Source organism: Candidatus Kapaibacterium thiocyanatum (assembly GCA_001899175.1).
In the GTDB taxonomy this organism is placed as follows: Bacteria; Bacteroidota; Ignavibacteria; order Kapaibacteriales; family Kapaibacteriaceae; genus Kapaibacterium; species Kapaibacterium thiocyanatum.
The window spans coordinates 243,289-259,419 of sequence record MKVH01000013.1 but is presented as its reverse complement, the minus strand read 5'-3'; the positions used below and the strand labels follow the sequence as shown (position 1 = coordinate 259,419).

At 59.9% G+C, this 16,131-nt stretch carries 15 protein-coding genes; 10 read left to right on the top strand and 5 right to left on the bottom strand.

Annotated features, from left to right (window positions below):
• The first annotated feature begins 5 nt into the window (after nt 1–5).
• A complete protein-coding gene (locus BGO89_02985; protein OJX59433.1) occupies nt 6–443 on the top strand; it encodes a hypothetical protein in 438 nt (145 codons plus the stop codon).
• Here BGO89_02985 and BGO89_02980 read toward each other — a convergent pair.
• Genes BGO89_02980 through BGO89_02970 form a run of 3 tightly spaced genes read right to left on the bottom strand, consistent with a single transcriptional unit; the run spans nt 406 to nt 3,649 of the window.
• Complete coding sequence (locus BGO89_02980) at nt 406–1,608, bottom strand: hypothetical protein (protein ID OJX59395.1); 1,203 nt, start codon at nt 1,606–1,608, stop codon at nt 406–408. The genes BGO89_02985 and BGO89_02980 overlap by 38 nt on opposite strands.
• Complete coding sequence (locus tag BGO89_02975) at nt 1,608–2,453, bottom strand: 3-hydroxybutyryl-CoA dehydrogenase (GenBank protein ID OJX59394.1); 846 nt, start codon at nt 2,451–2,453, stop codon at nt 1,608–1,610. Before BGO89_02975 ends, BGO89_02980 begins: the two co-directional genes overlap by 1 nt.
• On the bottom strand, nt 2,450–3,649 hold the full coding sequence (locus tag BGO89_02970) for a glycine C-acetyltransferase (protein ID OJX59393.1): 1,200 nt from the start codon (nt 3,647–3,649) through the stop codon (nt 2,450–2,452). Before BGO89_02970 ends, BGO89_02975 begins: the two co-directional genes overlap by 4 nt.
• An 82-nt stretch (nt 3,650–3,731) precedes the next feature.
• Between BGO89_02970 and BGO89_02965 the strand changes: the two genes are divergently transcribed.
• Both BGO89_02965 and BGO89_02960 read left to right on the top strand, forming a co-directional pair.
• Nucleotides 3,732–4,676: a hypothetical protein gene (locus tag BGO89_02965; GenBank protein OJX59392.1), complete on the top strand. Its 945-nt coding sequence runs from the start codon at nt 3,732–3,734 to the stop codon at nt 4,674–4,676.
• Between the two features lie 65 nt (nt 4,677–4,741).
• Nucleotides 4,742–7,735 carry a hypothetical protein gene (locus BGO89_02960; GenBank protein OJX59391.1) on the top strand — a complete coding sequence of 998 codons (2,994 nt, stop codon included), beginning with the start codon at nt 4,742–4,744 and terminating at the stop codon, nt 7,733–7,735.
• On the opposite strand, the gene BGO89_02955 is transcribed toward BGO89_02960, so the two are convergent.
• Nucleotides 7,736–8,842 carry a tRNA 2-thiouridine(34) synthase MnmA gene (locus tag BGO89_02955; GenBank protein OJX59390.1) on the bottom strand — a complete coding sequence of 369 codons (1,107 nt, stop codon included), beginning with the start codon at nt 8,840–8,842 and terminating at the stop codon, nt 7,736–7,738.
• A gap of 180 nt (nt 8,843–9,022) precedes the next feature.
• Here BGO89_02955 and BGO89_02950 point away from each other — a divergent pair, with 180 nt between their 5' ends.
• A complete protein-coding gene (locus BGO89_02950; protein OJX59389.1) occupies nt 9,023–9,343 on the top strand; it encodes a thiol reductase thioredoxin in 321 nt (106 codons plus the stop codon).
• A complete protein-coding gene (locus tag BGO89_02945) occupies nt 9,340–9,585 on the top strand; it encodes a hypothetical protein (GenBank protein ID OJX59388.1) in 246 nt (81 codons plus the stop codon). Before BGO89_02950 ends, BGO89_02945 begins: the two co-directional genes overlap by 4 nt.
• A 95-nt stretch (nt 9,586–9,680) precedes the next feature.
• Here the strand turns inward: BGO89_02945 and BGO89_02940 are convergent, their stop codons facing one another.
• Nucleotides 9,681–10,343, bottom strand: a complete 663-nt coding sequence (locus BGO89_02940; GenBank protein ID OJX59387.1) for an alkyl hydroperoxide reductase — start codon at nt 10,341–10,343, stop codon at nt 9,681–9,683.
• Between the two features lie 110 nt (nt 10,344–10,453).
• On the opposite strand from BGO89_02940, the gene BGO89_02935 reads away from it, so the two are divergent.
• The 5 genes from BGO89_02935 (at nt 10,454) to BGO89_02915 (ending at nt 16,114) form a co-directional block, all read left to right on the top strand.
• On the top strand, nt 10,454–11,596 hold the full coding sequence (locus BGO89_02935; GenBank protein ID OJX59386.1) for a tRNA guanosine(34) transglycosylase Tgt: 1,143 nt from the start codon (nt 10,454–10,456) through the stop codon (nt 11,594–11,596).
• Nucleotides 11,597–11,622: 26 nt separating this feature from the next.
• On the top strand, nt 11,623–11,946 hold the full coding sequence (locus BGO89_02930; protein OJX59385.1) for a preprotein translocase subunit YajC: 324 nt from the start codon (nt 11,623–11,625) through the stop codon (nt 11,944–11,946).
• Between the two features lie 27 nt (nt 11,947–11,973).
• A complete protein-coding gene (locus tag BGO89_02925; GenBank protein OJX59384.1) occupies nt 11,974–13,170 on the top strand; it encodes a bifunctional 3,4-dihydroxy-2-butanone 4-phosphate synthase/GTP cyclohydrolase II in 1,197 nt (398 codons plus the stop codon).
• 109 nt (nt 13,171–13,279) lie between these two features.
• Complete coding sequence (locus tag BGO89_02920) at nt 13,280–13,753, top strand: transcription elongation factor GreA (protein ID OJX59383.1); 474 nt, start codon at nt 13,280–13,282, stop codon at nt 13,751–13,753.
• Between the two features lie 21 nt (nt 13,754–13,774).
• Nucleotides 13,775–16,114, top strand: coding sequence for a hypothetical protein (locus BGO89_02915; GenBank protein ID OJX59382.1), 2,340 nt, complete (start codon nt 13,775–13,777; stop codon nt 16,112–16,114).
• The last annotated feature ends 17 nt before the right edge of the window (nt 16,115–16,131 follow it).

The following is a 16,131-nucleotide window of genomic DNA, read 5'->3' as shown; positions in this document are numbered from 1 at the left end:
CGCTCATGAAGTATCGCAGTCTCTTCCTCCAGCCGTGGGCCGTATCGACGGGTATGACCGTCCTGCGCATATGGCTCGGAGCGATGATGATCTTTCACGGCAGCGGCAAGGTCTTCGACGGCATGGTGAAGATCACGGCCAGTCTCACCGAGCGCGGTTGGCCCATGCCCTGGCTGCAGGCCTTCATGGCCAGCTACGTCGAATTCGCAGGCGGCATCCTGCTCGTCGTCGGCTTGTTCACCAGGCCCGTCGCCGCTATCGCGGCGGGAATGTTCGCCGTCATCGGCTTCGTCTTCCATGGCGCCGATCCGTTCGGAAAGAAGGAACTGGCGCTCTGCTATCTCGTCATGGCGGCGATCGTCTTCCTTGCCGGTCCCGGACGTCTGAGCGTGGATCAGCAGATCTTCAACGCTGCGCAAAACGCAGAGCACGAACGGGACTGATGCGTCCGGCCAGCCACATCGGAATCAGCGAAGCCAGTACGCAGAGCAGGAGCGACACGACGACGACGACGATGTACGGAAACGGGCTGAGCGATACGGGCAGGGCGTTCACGTAGTAGATGGCGCCGTCCAGACGGATGACGGACCACGTGGCCTGTACCCAGCAGAAGGCGAAGGCCAGCAGGCAGCCCAGCACGCATCCAGCGATACCGATGCGGAGTCCGTGCAGAAGAACGACCCATGCGACCTTGCGTCCCGCCAGCCCGAGACACCGCAGCACGGCGATCGTGCCCGTCTTCTCGACGACGGCGATCACCAGCGACGATACCACCGTGAAGACGGCGACGATGCTGATGAGGCCGAGCACGATGGGAATGGGTTCGCGCTGGAGGTCGATCCATGAATACATGGCACCGAAGCGTTCACGATAGGTCTGTACGAAGGCCCGGGGCCCGAGCCTGTCGGCGATGGCCCGTGATAGCTCCTTCACTCGCGCGATGTCCGATACATCTACGGCGATGGACGATGCCACACCCGCTTCCATGCGAAGGCGTTCCCTGAGGACGTTCGTCGGGAGGAGGACGATGGACTCGTCCTGCTGCTGCATCCCGGAGCGGATGATGCCGCCGATGCGTCCGCGCAGGATCGTGGGCGCCGTTGCCGTGCCTGCGTCCGCGGTATAGATCGTGATCGTGTCGCCTACGTGCAGGGCGAGTTTTCTGGCGAGGTCGGCGCCGATGATGCAGTCGTCGTGCCTGCCGGTCATCGAGCCCTCGACCAGCAGGGGAGCGATCTCGTTTCGTGCACGAGCGGACGACATGCCTACCAGGACGACTCCGTCGACGCCGGCACGCGTACGGCCGAGCGCTTCCTTCGTGATCAGCAGCTCCGTTCCGGTCACGCCTTCCATACCACGAATGGCCTGGGCCGCTTCCGCGGCATCGGAGATGAGGGGAGCCGTCAGCGATCGTATTTCGATCGGGGCGGCGAAGCGCAGTGCCGTTCGTTCGATGGTTTCCTCATAGCCGCGCAGGACGCTCATGGCGACGATGAGGGCGATACAGCCCAAGGCGACGCTCAGGACCGAAACGATGGTCGTGAACCGCGCGAAGCCGTTTCCACGCAGCGAGCGTGCCAGCCGCGTCGCGATGAGGTAGACCGCCACTATTCTCCGTAGTCGTAAAAGCCGCGCCCCGTCTTGCGTCCATGCAGTCCTGCATCCACCGTCTGCTGCTGGAGAAGGGAAGGATTGAAGCGCGGTTCGTTGAAGTACTGGGCATACATCGACTTCGTGACGTCGAGATTGACGTCGACGCCGATGAGGTCCATGAGCTCGAACGGTCCCATCCTGAACCCCAGTCCCTTCAGCAGTCTGTCGATCTGCTCCGGGGACGCACACCGTTCCATGGCGACACGCTGGGCCTCGTTGTAGAAGTTGCGTGCGACCCTGTTGACGATGAAGCCAGGGACGTCGTTGGCGATGACCGTCGTCTTGCCCATACCCTTGGCCACATCGACGGCCATGCGTACCGTTTCGTCGCTCGTCAGCGTACCCTTGATCACTTCCACCAGCTTCATGATGTGAGCCGGATTGAAGAAGTGCAGGCCGACGAAACGCTCGGGACGTTCGAGGCAACGGGCGAGCGACGTGATGGAGATCGACGACGTATTGCTCGCGAGGATGGCATCCGGACGGCACAGCGATTCGAGCGTCCTGAACAACGCGTGCTTGATGTCGAGATTCTCGGCGATGGCTTCGATGACGAGATCGCATGCCGACAGTGCCGACAGATCCGTTGCGGTGCCGAATGCCGCCGTTGCAGCCGACAGTCGATCGCTCGTCATCTTGCCCTTCTCGACGGCTTTGGCGAGCTGGTCCAGGACGTACGTCGCGGCCTTGGCACAGGCGGCTTCGGCGATGTCGAACAGGACGACGTGGTGTCCGGCCTGGAGTGAGGAAATGGCGATGCCACGTCCCATCGTGCCGGCGCCGCAGATACCGATGATCATTTCAGGACTCCGAGTTCACGGCCGGCCTTGCCGAAGGCGGCGATGGCGCGGTCGAGGTGTTCACGTGTATGTGCGGCCGAGACCTGGACGCGGATACGGGCCTTGCCCTTCGGGACGACCGGATAGAAGAAGCCGATGACGTAGATGCCTTCGTCGAGAAGCTTCTCGGCGAGTTGCTGTGCGAGCGGGGCGTCGTAGAGCATGATGGGCGTGATGGGGTGCGTACCGGGGACGATGTCGTAGCCCAGTGCGGACATGCCTTCACGGAAGTACTTCGTATTGCGTTCCAGCGTGTCCCGCAGTTCGGTCGTCGCGCTGAGAAGATCCATCACGGCGATGCCCGCTCCGACGATGGCCGGGGGAAGGGAATTGCTGAAGAGATACGGGCGCGACCGTTGACGCAGCATGTCGATGATTTCCTGGCGACCGGTCGTGAACCCGCCGATACCGCCGCCCAGTGCCTTGCCGAGCGTTCCGGTGATGATGTCGACGCGTCCCGTCACACCGCAGTGTTCCACGACGCCACGGCCATGCGCACCCATGAAGCCCATGGAATGACATTCGTCCACCATGACGAGGGCGTCGAAAGCATCGGCCAGGTCGCAGATCTTGTCGAGAGGGGCGATCGTTCCATCCATGGAGAAGACGGCATCGGTCGCGATGAGGATCGTCCGCGCACCGTCGGCCTTCGCCTGGCGCAGTTGCGCTTCCAGGTCGGCCATGTCGCAGGATTCGTAGCGATAGCGCTTCGCCTTGCACAGCCGTACGCCGTCGATGATGGAGGCATGGTTCAGGGAGTCGGACACGATGGCATCGAGTTCCGACAGCAGGGGCTCGAACACACCGCCGTTGGCATCGAAGCACGCGGCATAGAGGATCGTGTCGTCGGTCTGGCAGAAGGCGGCGATCTTTTCCTCCAGGATCTTGTGGATGTCCTGCGTGCCGCAGATGAAGCGGACGCTCGACATGCCGAAGCCGTGCGTGTCCAGTGCGTCCTTGGCTGCCTGGATGACGGCCGGATGGGAGGAGAGGCCCAGATAGTTGTTGGCGCAGAAATTCAGTACGGGCGTCGACCGGCCCTCGACCATGATCTCCGGACCCTGGGGCGACGTGATGATGCGTTCGTTCTTGAACAGACCGCTCTCCTTGATGGAGGACAGTTCCGATTGCAGGTGTTGTTGGAATTCGCCGTACATGGGACGCAGGTAGAGTGAATTGATGCTGTTGGCGGCGCAAATATGCCGATTTTTGCGGGATGCATCTGGACAGGGACCTCACATGCCGCGGATAAGCGTGTTGATCGCGACGTGCAATCGACGCGACGTGCTGCGTGATTGTCTCCTCCGCTATGCCGAACAGACGCACGGCGATATCGAACTCGTCGTCGTCGATAACGGATCCACGGACGGTACTCCGGCCATGATGGCCGAACGGTTCCCGGACGTCGTCTATCGCTGGATGCCGGACAACATCGGACCTCTGGCCCTCAACCTTGCCGCCAGTCTCGCATCGGGCGAGTTCTTCTGGCGTACGGACGACGATGCCTATCCGGCGACACCGGATACGTTCGAGCGTGCCCTCGCCTTCTTCGCCCGTCATCCCGACGTCGATGTCCTTGCCGGTGAAGTGGTGCAGCTCCAGGGGGGCTACGTGGAGAACTGGTATCCCTTCGACTACGATACGGTGCCTGACGAGGGCCTGCCCGTGCATTTCTTCCATGGCTGCGCCGTGATGTTCCGCCGGAACGTCTTCATCGAGGCCGGGGGATTCCACGATCGCTTCTACAACGAAGAGGCGGACCTGGCGGCGCGTATCCTAGCCCTGGGCAATACGATCCGGTACGTACCCTCGATCCGTGCCCACCATCTCGGTGCATTCGACCGTCGCTACATGTCCGTCCGCTGGCTTCTGATGTCCAGACAGGTCGTACGCTTCCAGTTCAAGTACTTCCCGTTCTGGCGAGCCGCAGGGAGAAGCAGCGTCATCGCCGTGGTGCAGATCATGCTCGGTCTTTTCCATCGGTTCCACCCCCTGGTCCTGCTGGAAGGGATCAGCGGAATGATGACGAGCGGTCTCTCCGCACGCCGTACGGAATTCCGTGTCCTCACGAAGGAACAACTGGACCGTATCACGATGGGAGAAAGCCAGTTGCGTGTGTCGTGGCGCTATCTGAAGAGTGCGGTACGGCGGCGTACGAAGACAGGTCAGAAACAAAATCCGTGAAACCATGTCATGCCGGTAGGGACACCGGGACATTGACATTGCAGTTCGTAATTATCGGGACATTCATGAAGAGCTTGAAGAAGGCGGCCTGGCTATGCGTCGTATCGATGGCCGCGATGATGACGGGAACCGCCGGGGACGGACGGTTCGACGTCGCAAGGGAACAACTGAGGACGGTGTGCGAACGCCCTATGCCGGATGGAACGCGGCGTATGAGCAAGCAGTTCCGTCGGTGGGAATGGTTCTGGGAATCGCGTCTCATGGAAGACGGCTCGTTCCCGTCTCCGGGCATGTACAGGCAGGAGCTCGCACGGGTGGACAGGATCAAGGGTACGGATCGCATCCAGGCCGGCCAGGTCTGGAAGGAGCTCGGTCCCGAAGGCCCGGCCAACATCAACCAGAACTCATGGTTCGGTATCGGCCGTACGAACTGCATCGCCTTCTCGCGCACGGAACCGAATACCATGTGGCTGGGAACGGCGCATGGCGGTCTGTGGAAGACGACGACGGCAGGCACGACCTGGTCCGAAGTGAAGATCGACGGCTGGCCGATCTTCGGTCTGAGCGATATCGCCATCGCCCCGTCGAACGGCAACGTCATGTATCTCGCCACGGGCGATGCCGATGCGGCTTCGAGTGGCGACATGTCGGGCTATCCCGGATTCTCCTACGGCATCCTGAAGTCGATCGACGGCGGCAGAACGTGGAGTCAGACGGCGATGGCCTTCGAGCTTTCGTCGAACTATCTCGTGGCGCGTCTGTGGGTCGATCCCCGCAATCCCGACGTCGTCGTTGCGGCCACCAACCTCGGTCTTCAGCGAACGACGGACGGCGGCGCCACATGGAAGCTCGTATCGTCCACGATGTACTTCAAGGACATCCTCGGCAATCCGGCCGATCCGGACGTCGTCTATGCCACGACGTTCTCCTTCGCGGGTGGAGCACAGATCTATCGCTCGGCCGATGCAGGGCAGACGTGGACGGCGGTGCATTCCGTCGCGCGCGGCAACCGTATCCGTCTTGCCGTTTCGAAAGCTTCGGCTGAAACCGTCATGGCCCTCGTGTCCGATGCCTATACGCAGGGTCTCGAAGGTGTCTACAAGTCGCTCGACTACGGCATGTCGTTCGAGAAACTGCCCGTCAACAAGCACTTGCTCGGATGGGATCCGAACGGCCAGGACTGGAACCGTGGGGGACAGGGCTTCTACGATCTCGCGATGGAAATGTCGCCGACCGATGCGGACGTCATCTACGTCGGTGGTATCAACATCTGGAAGTCCGAGGATGGCGGGTTCTCGTGGACCCTTTCCACGGAGCAGAACGGCTACGGTGCGCCGTGGGTCCACGCAGACCACCACTTCCTCGCCTACCATCCCACGCAGCCGTGGCTCTACAGTTGTCACGACGGGGGGATCGCCAGGACGACGGACAAGGGCGCCACGTGGCGCGACATGAGCGCCGGCCTGAGGATCCAGCAATACTATTCGCTCGCGACATCGGATGTCAGCCCCAACGTCATGCTCGCCGGTGCGCAGGACAATGCGACCACCGTCTTCAACGGTACAGCCGGCCGTCATGTCATCGGCGGCGACGGCATGGAATGTGCCATCGATCCAAAGAATCCCCAGACGATGTACGCCAGCATCTACTACGGTACCTTCTACAGATCGACGAACGGCGGCGGCAACTGGGCGATCATCTCGCGTCAGGACAGCCGCCAGGATACGGGAGCCTGGGTCGCCCCCTTCGTCGTCGATCCGAACACCCCCACGACGATCTATGCCGGATACAAGAACGTATGGCGCAGTACCGATCGCGGTCAGAACTGGACGAAGATCTCGCTGTTCAACGTCAACCAGACGCTGCGCACACTGGCCGTCGCTCCCAGCGACAGCCGTTATATCTATGCGGCCTTCAGCTCGAGGCTCTACTACTCGACCGATGGCGGTTCCACGTGGAAGTCGCAGTCGGGGATCGGTGGATACATCACGGATATCGAAGTCGATCCGGACGATCCCGCGCACGTCATCATCTCGCAGGGTGGCTTCGTGGGAAGCAGCAAGGTACTGGAAATCAGGAACGGTACCGTCTCCAACATCACCGGTAACGGGCTACCCAACGTACCGGCGAACGCCGTCATCTATCAGCCCGGCAATCCCGACCGCGTCTTCGCGGGCACGGATCTCGGCGTCTTCTACCGCGAAGAGGGATCGAATTCATGGGTTCCCTATGGTACCGGTGGCCCCACGACGATCGTGACCGACATGGAACTGATTCCGTCGATGAGCAAGATGCGCGTCGCCACCTACGGCCGCGGCATCTGGGAAGTGGATGTGACGCAATGTGCCGCATCGACCCCCTCGGTTCAGGCGCTGACGGCGACGACGGCCTGTGCCGGCGATACCGTCATCCTCCAGGCGAACGAAGGGTACAAGTCCTACCGCTGGTCGAATGGCGACACGACGCGGACGATCCGCCTTGCGACCGTCGCCCAGTCGGGTGACTATCTCGTCAGTGTGGAGGATGGGCAAGGCTGCCGCGCCCTGTCCCAGACGATTACCGTCACGATCCGACGCGTTCCCGTACGTCCTATCGTCAGCGCGAAGAACAGGGATACCCTGCGGTCCTCGTCCATCGGCGTAGCGAAGTATCAGTGGTTCGTCGATGGCGAGATCATCGAAGGAGCGACGCAACGCGAATACATACCTACGAAGAACGGTTCCTATACGGTTCGTGTGGAAAACACGGATGGATGCACGACGTTTTCCGAACCCTATGCCTATTCTACCACGGGTGTCGCCGAAGGGGCAGGTTCCGCAGGTGGTGCCGTCTCCATCTATCCCAATCCGGTACACGATGCCTTGACGCTCGCATTGCCGGGCAGCGGCGATGTCGTGCGGAATATCGATATCGTCGATGTCGCGGGCAGAACCGTAGCCTCGTCGATGACGACGGTGGCGGCCGAGCGGATGGACGTCTCGGCGCTATCGCCGGGAACGTACTACGTGCGGATCCGCTGTGGCAGGGGAGTCTGGATGACGACCTTCGTCAAATATTGATCACCGCATCCGGTCGCGGATGATTCCACCGCCCACGACGTCGTCGCCTTCATACAGCACGACGCTTTGACCGGGGGTGATGGCCTTGCGCGGTTCCGAAAAACGAACATGAAGCACGCCCTCGTCGTCCGTATGACAGACGGCGGGGGCTCCTTCGTCCTTGTAGCGGATCTTCACCACCAGCTCGCGTGGGTCGCGCAGATCGGAATACTTCAGAAGGTTGACGTCGCCGGCCGTAAGGGCGATGTGATCGAGCTCGTCTTCGAGGCCGACTTCGACGACGTTGGTGTCGGGCAGGACGTTCAGCACGTAGAGAGGTTCGGAATGGGCGACGCCCAGTCCCTTCCTCTGGCCGATGGTATAGAATGGATACCCCTCATGCTTGCCGATGACCTTTCCGTCTAGGACGATGTCGCCCTGTCCTACCGTTTCCTGCATGTCCTTGACGTTGTCGCGCAGGAAGCGTCGGTAGTCGTTGTCAGGAATGAAGCAGATCTCGTAGGATTCTGGCTTGCTTTCGATGCCGAGTGCGAGTCGCTCGCCGTGGGCCCGCGATTCGGGCTTCGTGAAGCCTGCGAGGGGGAAGATCGTACGCGCCAGATGTTCCTGGCGTACGCTCCATAGCATATAGGACTGATCCTTCTTCGGATCGGGACTCCTGCGGATCCATCGTCTGCCCGTCGATTCGTCGTGCATGATGATGGCATAGTGCCCCGTGGCGATGTATTCGGCACCCAGGGCGTCGGCCTTGCGGAGCATTTCGCCCCATTTGATGGTGCGGTTGCAGCGGACGCAGGGATTGGGCGTATTACCCGCCATGTAGTCGTCGATGAAGTAGTCGATGACGTTCCTGCGGAAGACCTCGCTGAAGTCGACGGTGTAGTGAGGGATGTCGAGTCTGAGACAGACACGCCGTGCATCGTTGATGCCGTCCAGCGAGCAGCAGGATGAGTCGTTGCCCACGTTGCCGCCGACATCTTCGTACCGGTACGTCTTGATGGTGATCCCGATGACGTCCATTCCCCGTTCGACGAGCAGTCCTGCCGCGACCGAACTGTCGACGCCTCCGGACATTCCGACGATGACCCTGTTTCTGTCTCTGTTCATGGTGCTATGTTTATTGGAACATGCAAAATACGCTCCGCGGGAACGATATTTGCGCATACCGGGCAACGACGAACGACGGCCCCGATAATTAGAACCTGGACGCGAATCGACCCCGTCATCCGTCGATACCGGTTCTTCTTCCATGCTTGGGAATGTACTCTAACGAAAGGTGTTAATGATATGGCAGTGCAAGTGGTTACGGATCAGGAACTCGACAAGGAATTGCACGACAACAGCAAGGTCATCATCAAATACTTCGCGGACTGGTGCGGGTCCTGCAAACTTTTCTCGCCGAAGTATCGCCGTCTGAGCGAGGACGAGCGTTTCCAGGACATCACCTTCCTCGACGTCAACGCCGAAACGAACCCTGAGGCACGTCGGATCGCCGGTGTGGATAATCTTCCGTTCTTCGCGACGTTCAAGGACGGGCAGCTTGTCGAAGGTGGGGCTACGGCCAAGGAAGAAAGTGTCGTCGCAATGCTGGAAAGGCTCCAGCAATGAACATCGCCGCTATCCGGTCACTCGTGGAAGGCTTTGACAATCATCAACTTCAGCAAGCCGAGGCCGATCTTCTCGAGGGTAAAGCCCTCGCCATCCCCGTCGATGGTTCGGACGAAGGCGAACAGCTCACACACGTACTTGCGGCCCTGTGGGTCGTTCAGCACATGAAGGAATCCGGCAATGACGTGATGACGAGTATCCGTGAGTATACGAAAAGAGTCAGGTCGAGTATCTCACCCTGATTCCAGTGTCATCGATAGGACGGCCCGACCACCGGAATATAGAACAGGCCCTTCCTCCTGACGGAGAAAGGGCCTGGTTCGTTAGATTCAATGAATCAGGCAACTGGTTGCAGATTATTGGCCTTGGTGTGCTTTGCAAGGTAGTCGGCCACGCCATCGTGCGTGTCCTTCAGACCTGCTTCGCCGGCCTTCCAGTTGGCGGGGCAAACCTCACCCTTGGCTTCGAAGAACTGGAGGGCATCCACCATGCGGAGTGCCTCGTCCACACTACGGCCGAGGGGGAAGTGGTTGACGACCTGATGCTGGACCACGCCATTCAGATCGATGAGGAACAGTCCGCGATAGGCGATGAGTTCACCCGATGCCGAGAGTTCGTTGTTGTCGTCGTATTCGTACTGACCGGCCAGAACGTCGTAGTTATGGGCGATGGTCTTGTTGGTATCGGCGACGATGGGGTACGTCACACCCTGGATACCACCCTTGTCCTTGCTGACCTGGAGCCAGCCCCAGTGCGACTGCTCCGTATCCGTGGAGCAGGCGATGACGGCCACGTTCCGCTTTTCGAAATCGGCCAGTCGATCCTGGAATGCATGGAGCTCGGTAGGGCAGACGAAGGTGAAGTCCTTCGGATAGAAGAACAGGACGACGTACTTCTTGCCGATGTACTGGTCGAGCGAGAAGTTATCGACGATTTCCTCGCCGTTGACGACTGCCTGGGCCGTGAAGTTGGGTGCGTGTTTTCCGACGAGTACTGCCATGAGCGTTCTCCTGTTCAGATGATGTATTGATATCGAATGCCGATGTGAGCTTCGAAAGTACGGGGCCGTCGACGAATTCACGGGGTCTTCATTGCCCGTATCTTTGCAGGATGCACGAACGTCCATTCTTTACTCTCGATCATGTCGACGCCGATGGCCGGGCCCGCGCGGGTACGATCGAAACCGACCATGGGAGCATTCCCACACCGATCTTCATGCCCGTGGGTACGCAGGGAGCCGTGAAGGCCATCGATCATCGCTCGCTCGTCGAACTCGACTCGAAGATCATTCTCGGCAACACCTACCACCTCTACCTGCGTCCGGGAACGGAAACGCTGCGGACGATGGGCGGGTTGCACAGGTTCGCCAACTGGGAGCGTCCCATCCTGACGGACAGTGGCGGATTCCAGGTCTTTTCCCTGCGCGAACTCCGGAAGATGAGCGAGAAGGGCGTCGAGTTCCGTTCCCACCTGGACGGATCGAAGCACCTGTTCACGCCGGAATCCGTCGTCGACGCACAGCGGGCGATCGGCAGTGACATCTTCATGGTACTGGACGAATGCACTCCGCACCCGGCGACGTATACGGAGGCCAGGACGTCGATGGAACTGACGATGCGCTGGGCCGAACGGTCGATGACCCATCATCGCGCAAATCCCTTCCTCTACGGCCACAGGCAGTTCCAGTTCGCCATCGGACAGGGAAGTACGTATCCGGATCTCCGTATGGCCTGTATGGAACATCTCGTCGGAATGGACTTCGACGGTTATGCGATCGGCGGTCTTGCCGTGGGTGAACCGGCCGACAGCATGTATTCGATGATCGAAACATCGACGGCCGTCATGCCCGCATCGAAGCCGCGGTACCTCATGGGCGTCGGTACGCCCGAGAACATCCTCCGTGCCATCGATCTCGGTGTGGATATGTTCGACTGCGTGATGCCGACGCGGAATGCCCGGAACGGGACGATCTATACGACGAAGGGTAAGCTCAACATCAAGAACGCACGGTACAAGGTGGCGGACGAAGCGCTCGACGACGGTCTGGACACGTATGTCGGTCACAACGTCTCTCTGGCGTATCTTCGTCATCTGTTCCAGGCCGGTGAAATCCTCGGCCTGATGATCGCCACGATGCAGAACCTGGCCCTCTACCTGTGGTTGACGAAGATGGCCCGCCGGAAAATTCTGGAAGGCACATTTCGTCCCTGGGCTCTGGCTACCATTGAACAGTTGAATCAGTCTCGGCAGTAACAATCTCTATTTTCAAGGACTTGTATATGTTGTCTCTCTTCTTGTTCGCTCCTGCTCCTGCCGCTGGCCAGGGTGCTCCCGATCCCACGACGCAGCTCATGACCACGCTCCTGATGTTCGGTGGTGTGATCGTTGTCTTCTACTTCTTCATGATCCGTCCGCAGCAGAAGCGTCAGAAGGAAATGCGCAAGATGCTCGATGCCGTGAAGAAGGGCGACAAGGTCGTCACGAGTTCGGGTATCCACGGCACGGTAACGGATGTCGAGGACGCCATCATCGTCGTGCAGATCGCCGACAACACGCGCGTCCGCTTCGACAAGGCGGCCATCGCAGCGGTCGAATCCAAGTAACGAGAAACGGTAGCGAGAACGAAACCGATGAATACGATCGATGAGGCACTTGCCGACATCCGGGCCGGTAAATGCGTGATCGTGGTCGACGATGAAGACCGCGAAAATGAAGGAGATCTTATCTGTGCGGCAGAATTGTGCACGGAAGAGATCATCAATTTCATGGCTACGGAAGGCCGTGGTTTGATCTGCGTGTCGATCACGGAAGAGCGGGCACAGCAGCTCGAGCTGCCCCTGATGGTGAACGACAACACGGCCCTGCACGGCACGCGTTTTACGGTCTCGGTGGATTACGTGCATGGAACGGCATCGGGCATTTCGACCTATGACCGGAACGCAACGGTCCAGGCCATGGTGGCGGACGATACGAAGCCTGCCGATCTCGGGCGTCCGGGACATACGTTCCCGCTCATCGCGATGGAAGGCGGTGTCCTTCGACGTGCCGGTCACACGGAAGCCGTCGTCGATCTTGCGAAACTCGCCGGGCTGAAGCCCTGCGGAGTTCTGTGCGAAGTCCTGAAAGCGGACGGTACCATGGCGCGCATGCCCGATCTCGTCGTGTTCGCACAGCAACATGGACTGAAGATCATCAGCGTGCAGGACCTGATCGCATATCGCCGCCGCAAGGAGCAGATCGTACGCCTCGTGGCCGAAGCCAAGTTGCCGAGCGAATACGGTGACTTCACGCTCCGCGTCTACGAGAACACGATCGACGGCGAAGAGCACGTCGCGATCGTCAAGGGAGCGATCGACTCCGAAAGTCCTGTCCTCGTCCGTGTCCACAGCGAATGCCTTACGGGAGACCTGCTCGGCTCGAGACGCTGCGACTGCGGACCTCAACTCCATGCTGCACTGCGCAAGATCGAGGAGGAGGGCTCAGGTGTCGTTCTTTATATGCGTCAGGAAGGACGTGGCATCGGCCTCGTGAACAAGATCAAGGCCTATGCCCTGCAGGAACAGGGGCTCGATACCGTCGAGGCCAATCTCCAGCTCGGCTTCCAGCCCGATCCGCGCGACTACGGCATCGGGGCCCAGATACTCTTCGATCTGGGCGTACGGAAGATGCGTCTGATGACGAACAACCCGAAGAAAAGGGTCGGCCTGCAATCCTACGGACTTGAAGTGGTCGAGCTTATCCCGTTGGAAATACCGGCTACGACGGAAAATCAGCAATATCTTCAGACGAAGCGCGACAAGATGGGACACATCCTTCGCCATCTCTGATGGGGAAAGCGAAAGGTTGACTTTCGCTGCAGGCCCGTGTAAATTGCACACAGCACTGAACAAAGCCGTCGCCTTGGGCGGCTTTGTTTTTTTTTCAAGGAGATACGTCATGGCTGAAGCCGTCTACATAACGCGTGAGCGCCTGGAAGCGATGCAGCAGGAAGTTCATGAACTCAAGACGAAGGGACGTCGCGAAATCGCACAGAAGATCGCAGACGCACGCTCGCATGGTGATTTGTCCGAGAATGCCGACTACGACGCAGCGAAGCACGAACAGGAGCTCCTCGAGATCCGTATCTCGAAGATCGAAACGTCATTGTCGCGTGCACAGGTGATCGATCCGAAGGACTTTCCGGATGACAAGATCTATATCCTGTCCCGCGTGAAACTGCTGAACAAGAAGACGAACAGGGAAATAGAATACCTGCTCGTCAGCAACGAGGAAGCCGACTTCGAGCAGAACAAGCTGTCCGTCACCAGCCCGCTCGGCAAGGCCCTTCTGGGCCGCGTCATTGGAGACATCGTGGAGACGAAGGTCCCTGCGGGTGTGATCCAGTACGAAGTCCTCAACATCTCGAAGTGATCATCATCGGGGAGATTCCCCATGGTCCGTTCCGCCGCCATACTGTTGTCGATGCTCTGTGCGCTCGTGAGCGTGCAGGGACAGGTCTCGTCCTTCGAGCCCGTCCTGTGGCTGCGTGCCGACACCCTCGTCACTGTCTCCGACTCCGGCCTCGTTTCCCGATGGGATAATCTCGGTACGGCCGGACTCGACGCACGAGCTGAGGGAAACAGACGACCGTCATATGATGCTGCCGGCCTGAATGGCCGTGCTGCATTGATGTTCGACGGTACGACGACGTTCCTGACCGCACCAGCCGTCTATCCCGTGGATGCGGACTATACGCTCTATGCGGTGATACGCGTCGTGGACGGTTCGGGCGCCAACAACATCGTCAGCGGCAACACACACGCACTGTGGCTCGGTGGCACGGCATATCCACGTCTCCTTCACGGCGACTTCTATCGTCAGGCCGTCAGCGAGGTCTCGCTCGCGAACGGAGTCGGCATCGTGCGCGTGAGATACGAGGCGAAGGGAAGCAGGGCGACCATCGACGTGAACAACGAGCGAGGCACACGGGATACCGTGCCAGTCAACACGGACCCGACGATCTATATCGGTGCCTTCGCTGCGGCCGACAACTACTGCTTCGATGGCGCCATCGGCGAAGTCGTTCTCTTCGATCGCATCCTGTCCGATAACGAGATCGACGCGGTCGATACGTACCTCCATACAAAGTACGGTATTCCAAGAACGCCGTCACCCGAGCCGCCGATCATCGTCTTCGACGACGCCCCCTCGATGTATCGATGCTATCCGGCGTCCGACGACGGCAATGCGTCGTGCAGGGTAGGAGGTACGGTCGTGCGCGATGGCTACGACCGGCTCACGATCGAATGGAGGGCGAACGATTCCATCGTCGTGGGGCGATTCGACACCGTCCTTTCGGGCACTGCGGGTGACACGTTCGATCGGGCGGTACGTATCGAGGCAGGACTCGATCTCTATTCCGTCGACGTCACGGTATCGGGACCCGCCGGAACGCGCCCAGTCTTGCACGCCGACAGCATGGTCTGCGGCGACGTCATCGCCATCGATGGTCAATCGAATTCCATCTGGGGATTCTCGCCTCTCGCCCCTCATGCCACGGCCCGCACCTTCGGATCGAATTTCCAGACGACGCGCGGCGATACGACGTGGAAGATCTCGAACGGCTTCACGAGCGGAGGGGGAGCCAGCGTCGGCGCCTGGGGATTGTATCTCCAGAACCGCATCGCTCGCGTGAACTCCATGGCCACATGCGTCGTCAACGGCGGAGTTGGGGGAACCACGATCGAACAGCATCTGCCTTACGAGGCCGACAGGTACAACGTCAATACCATCTACGGTTCCTGGCTGTATCGCCTCGAGAAGAGCGGCATGCGTCCGCACGTGAAGCACCTCTTCTGGTATCAGGGCGAATCGAACTCCGGACCGGGATACGATACGCTCTTTGCCCGGCTCTATGCGGCATGGAAGCGCGATCTGCCTGCACTCCGTCGTATATGGGTCGTGCAGATCCACACGGGGTGCGGCGGTACGGAACATTCGCTGTTGCGCGATATGCAGCGCCGGTTCGCCCGGACCTATCCCGACGTATCCGTCGTTGCCGCGGGTGGATTGCCGGGCCATGACGGATGTCACTACGCCCAGGCTGGCTATCTGGAACTTGGGGAGCAACTCTACAGACAGTACGCTGCCCTGCGATTCGGTGCCGAGGATACGGTGGATATCGCGTCGCCCGTCGTGCGCAACGTCCGGTGGACCGACGGAAGCCGCCGGACGATACGTCTGGCCTTCGACAGCAGGGGGGCATTGACCTTCGAACCGCTGACGGATGGTGCGGGGACGTATCGCGGTCTGGAACAGGCCTTCCTGATCGACGGGCGTACCGCTGCCGTCGACAACGTGTACACGGAAGGCAGTAACGTCTTCGTGAGACTGAAGGAAGGTGTGCAGGCAACGTCCATCACCTACGTACCCGACACATACTACACGGACGGGACGACGATCTACGAAGGGCCGTGGATCCTCAACGCGCGTGGCATGGGCGCGCTCACGTTCAGGAACCTTCCCATCGATGAACCGTCCGTTTCCGTCCCTGCGCGGGACATCATGGAAGGGCGTCACGTGCGTACGATGATCGTGCGCAGGGGAGACGCTCTGAAGGACGACGACGGCCCGTGCGTCATCCACTGGTATGGCCTCGGCGGACATATCGTTACGACCACCACGGCCGATGAAAAGGGTGAATCGATAGTGCCGGACGTGCCCGCAGGTGGTTATCTTCGTAGAACAACTCGACCGAGCGATCGCGGAACGATGATACTCGTGATCGAATGACGTCGCATGGAAGGATG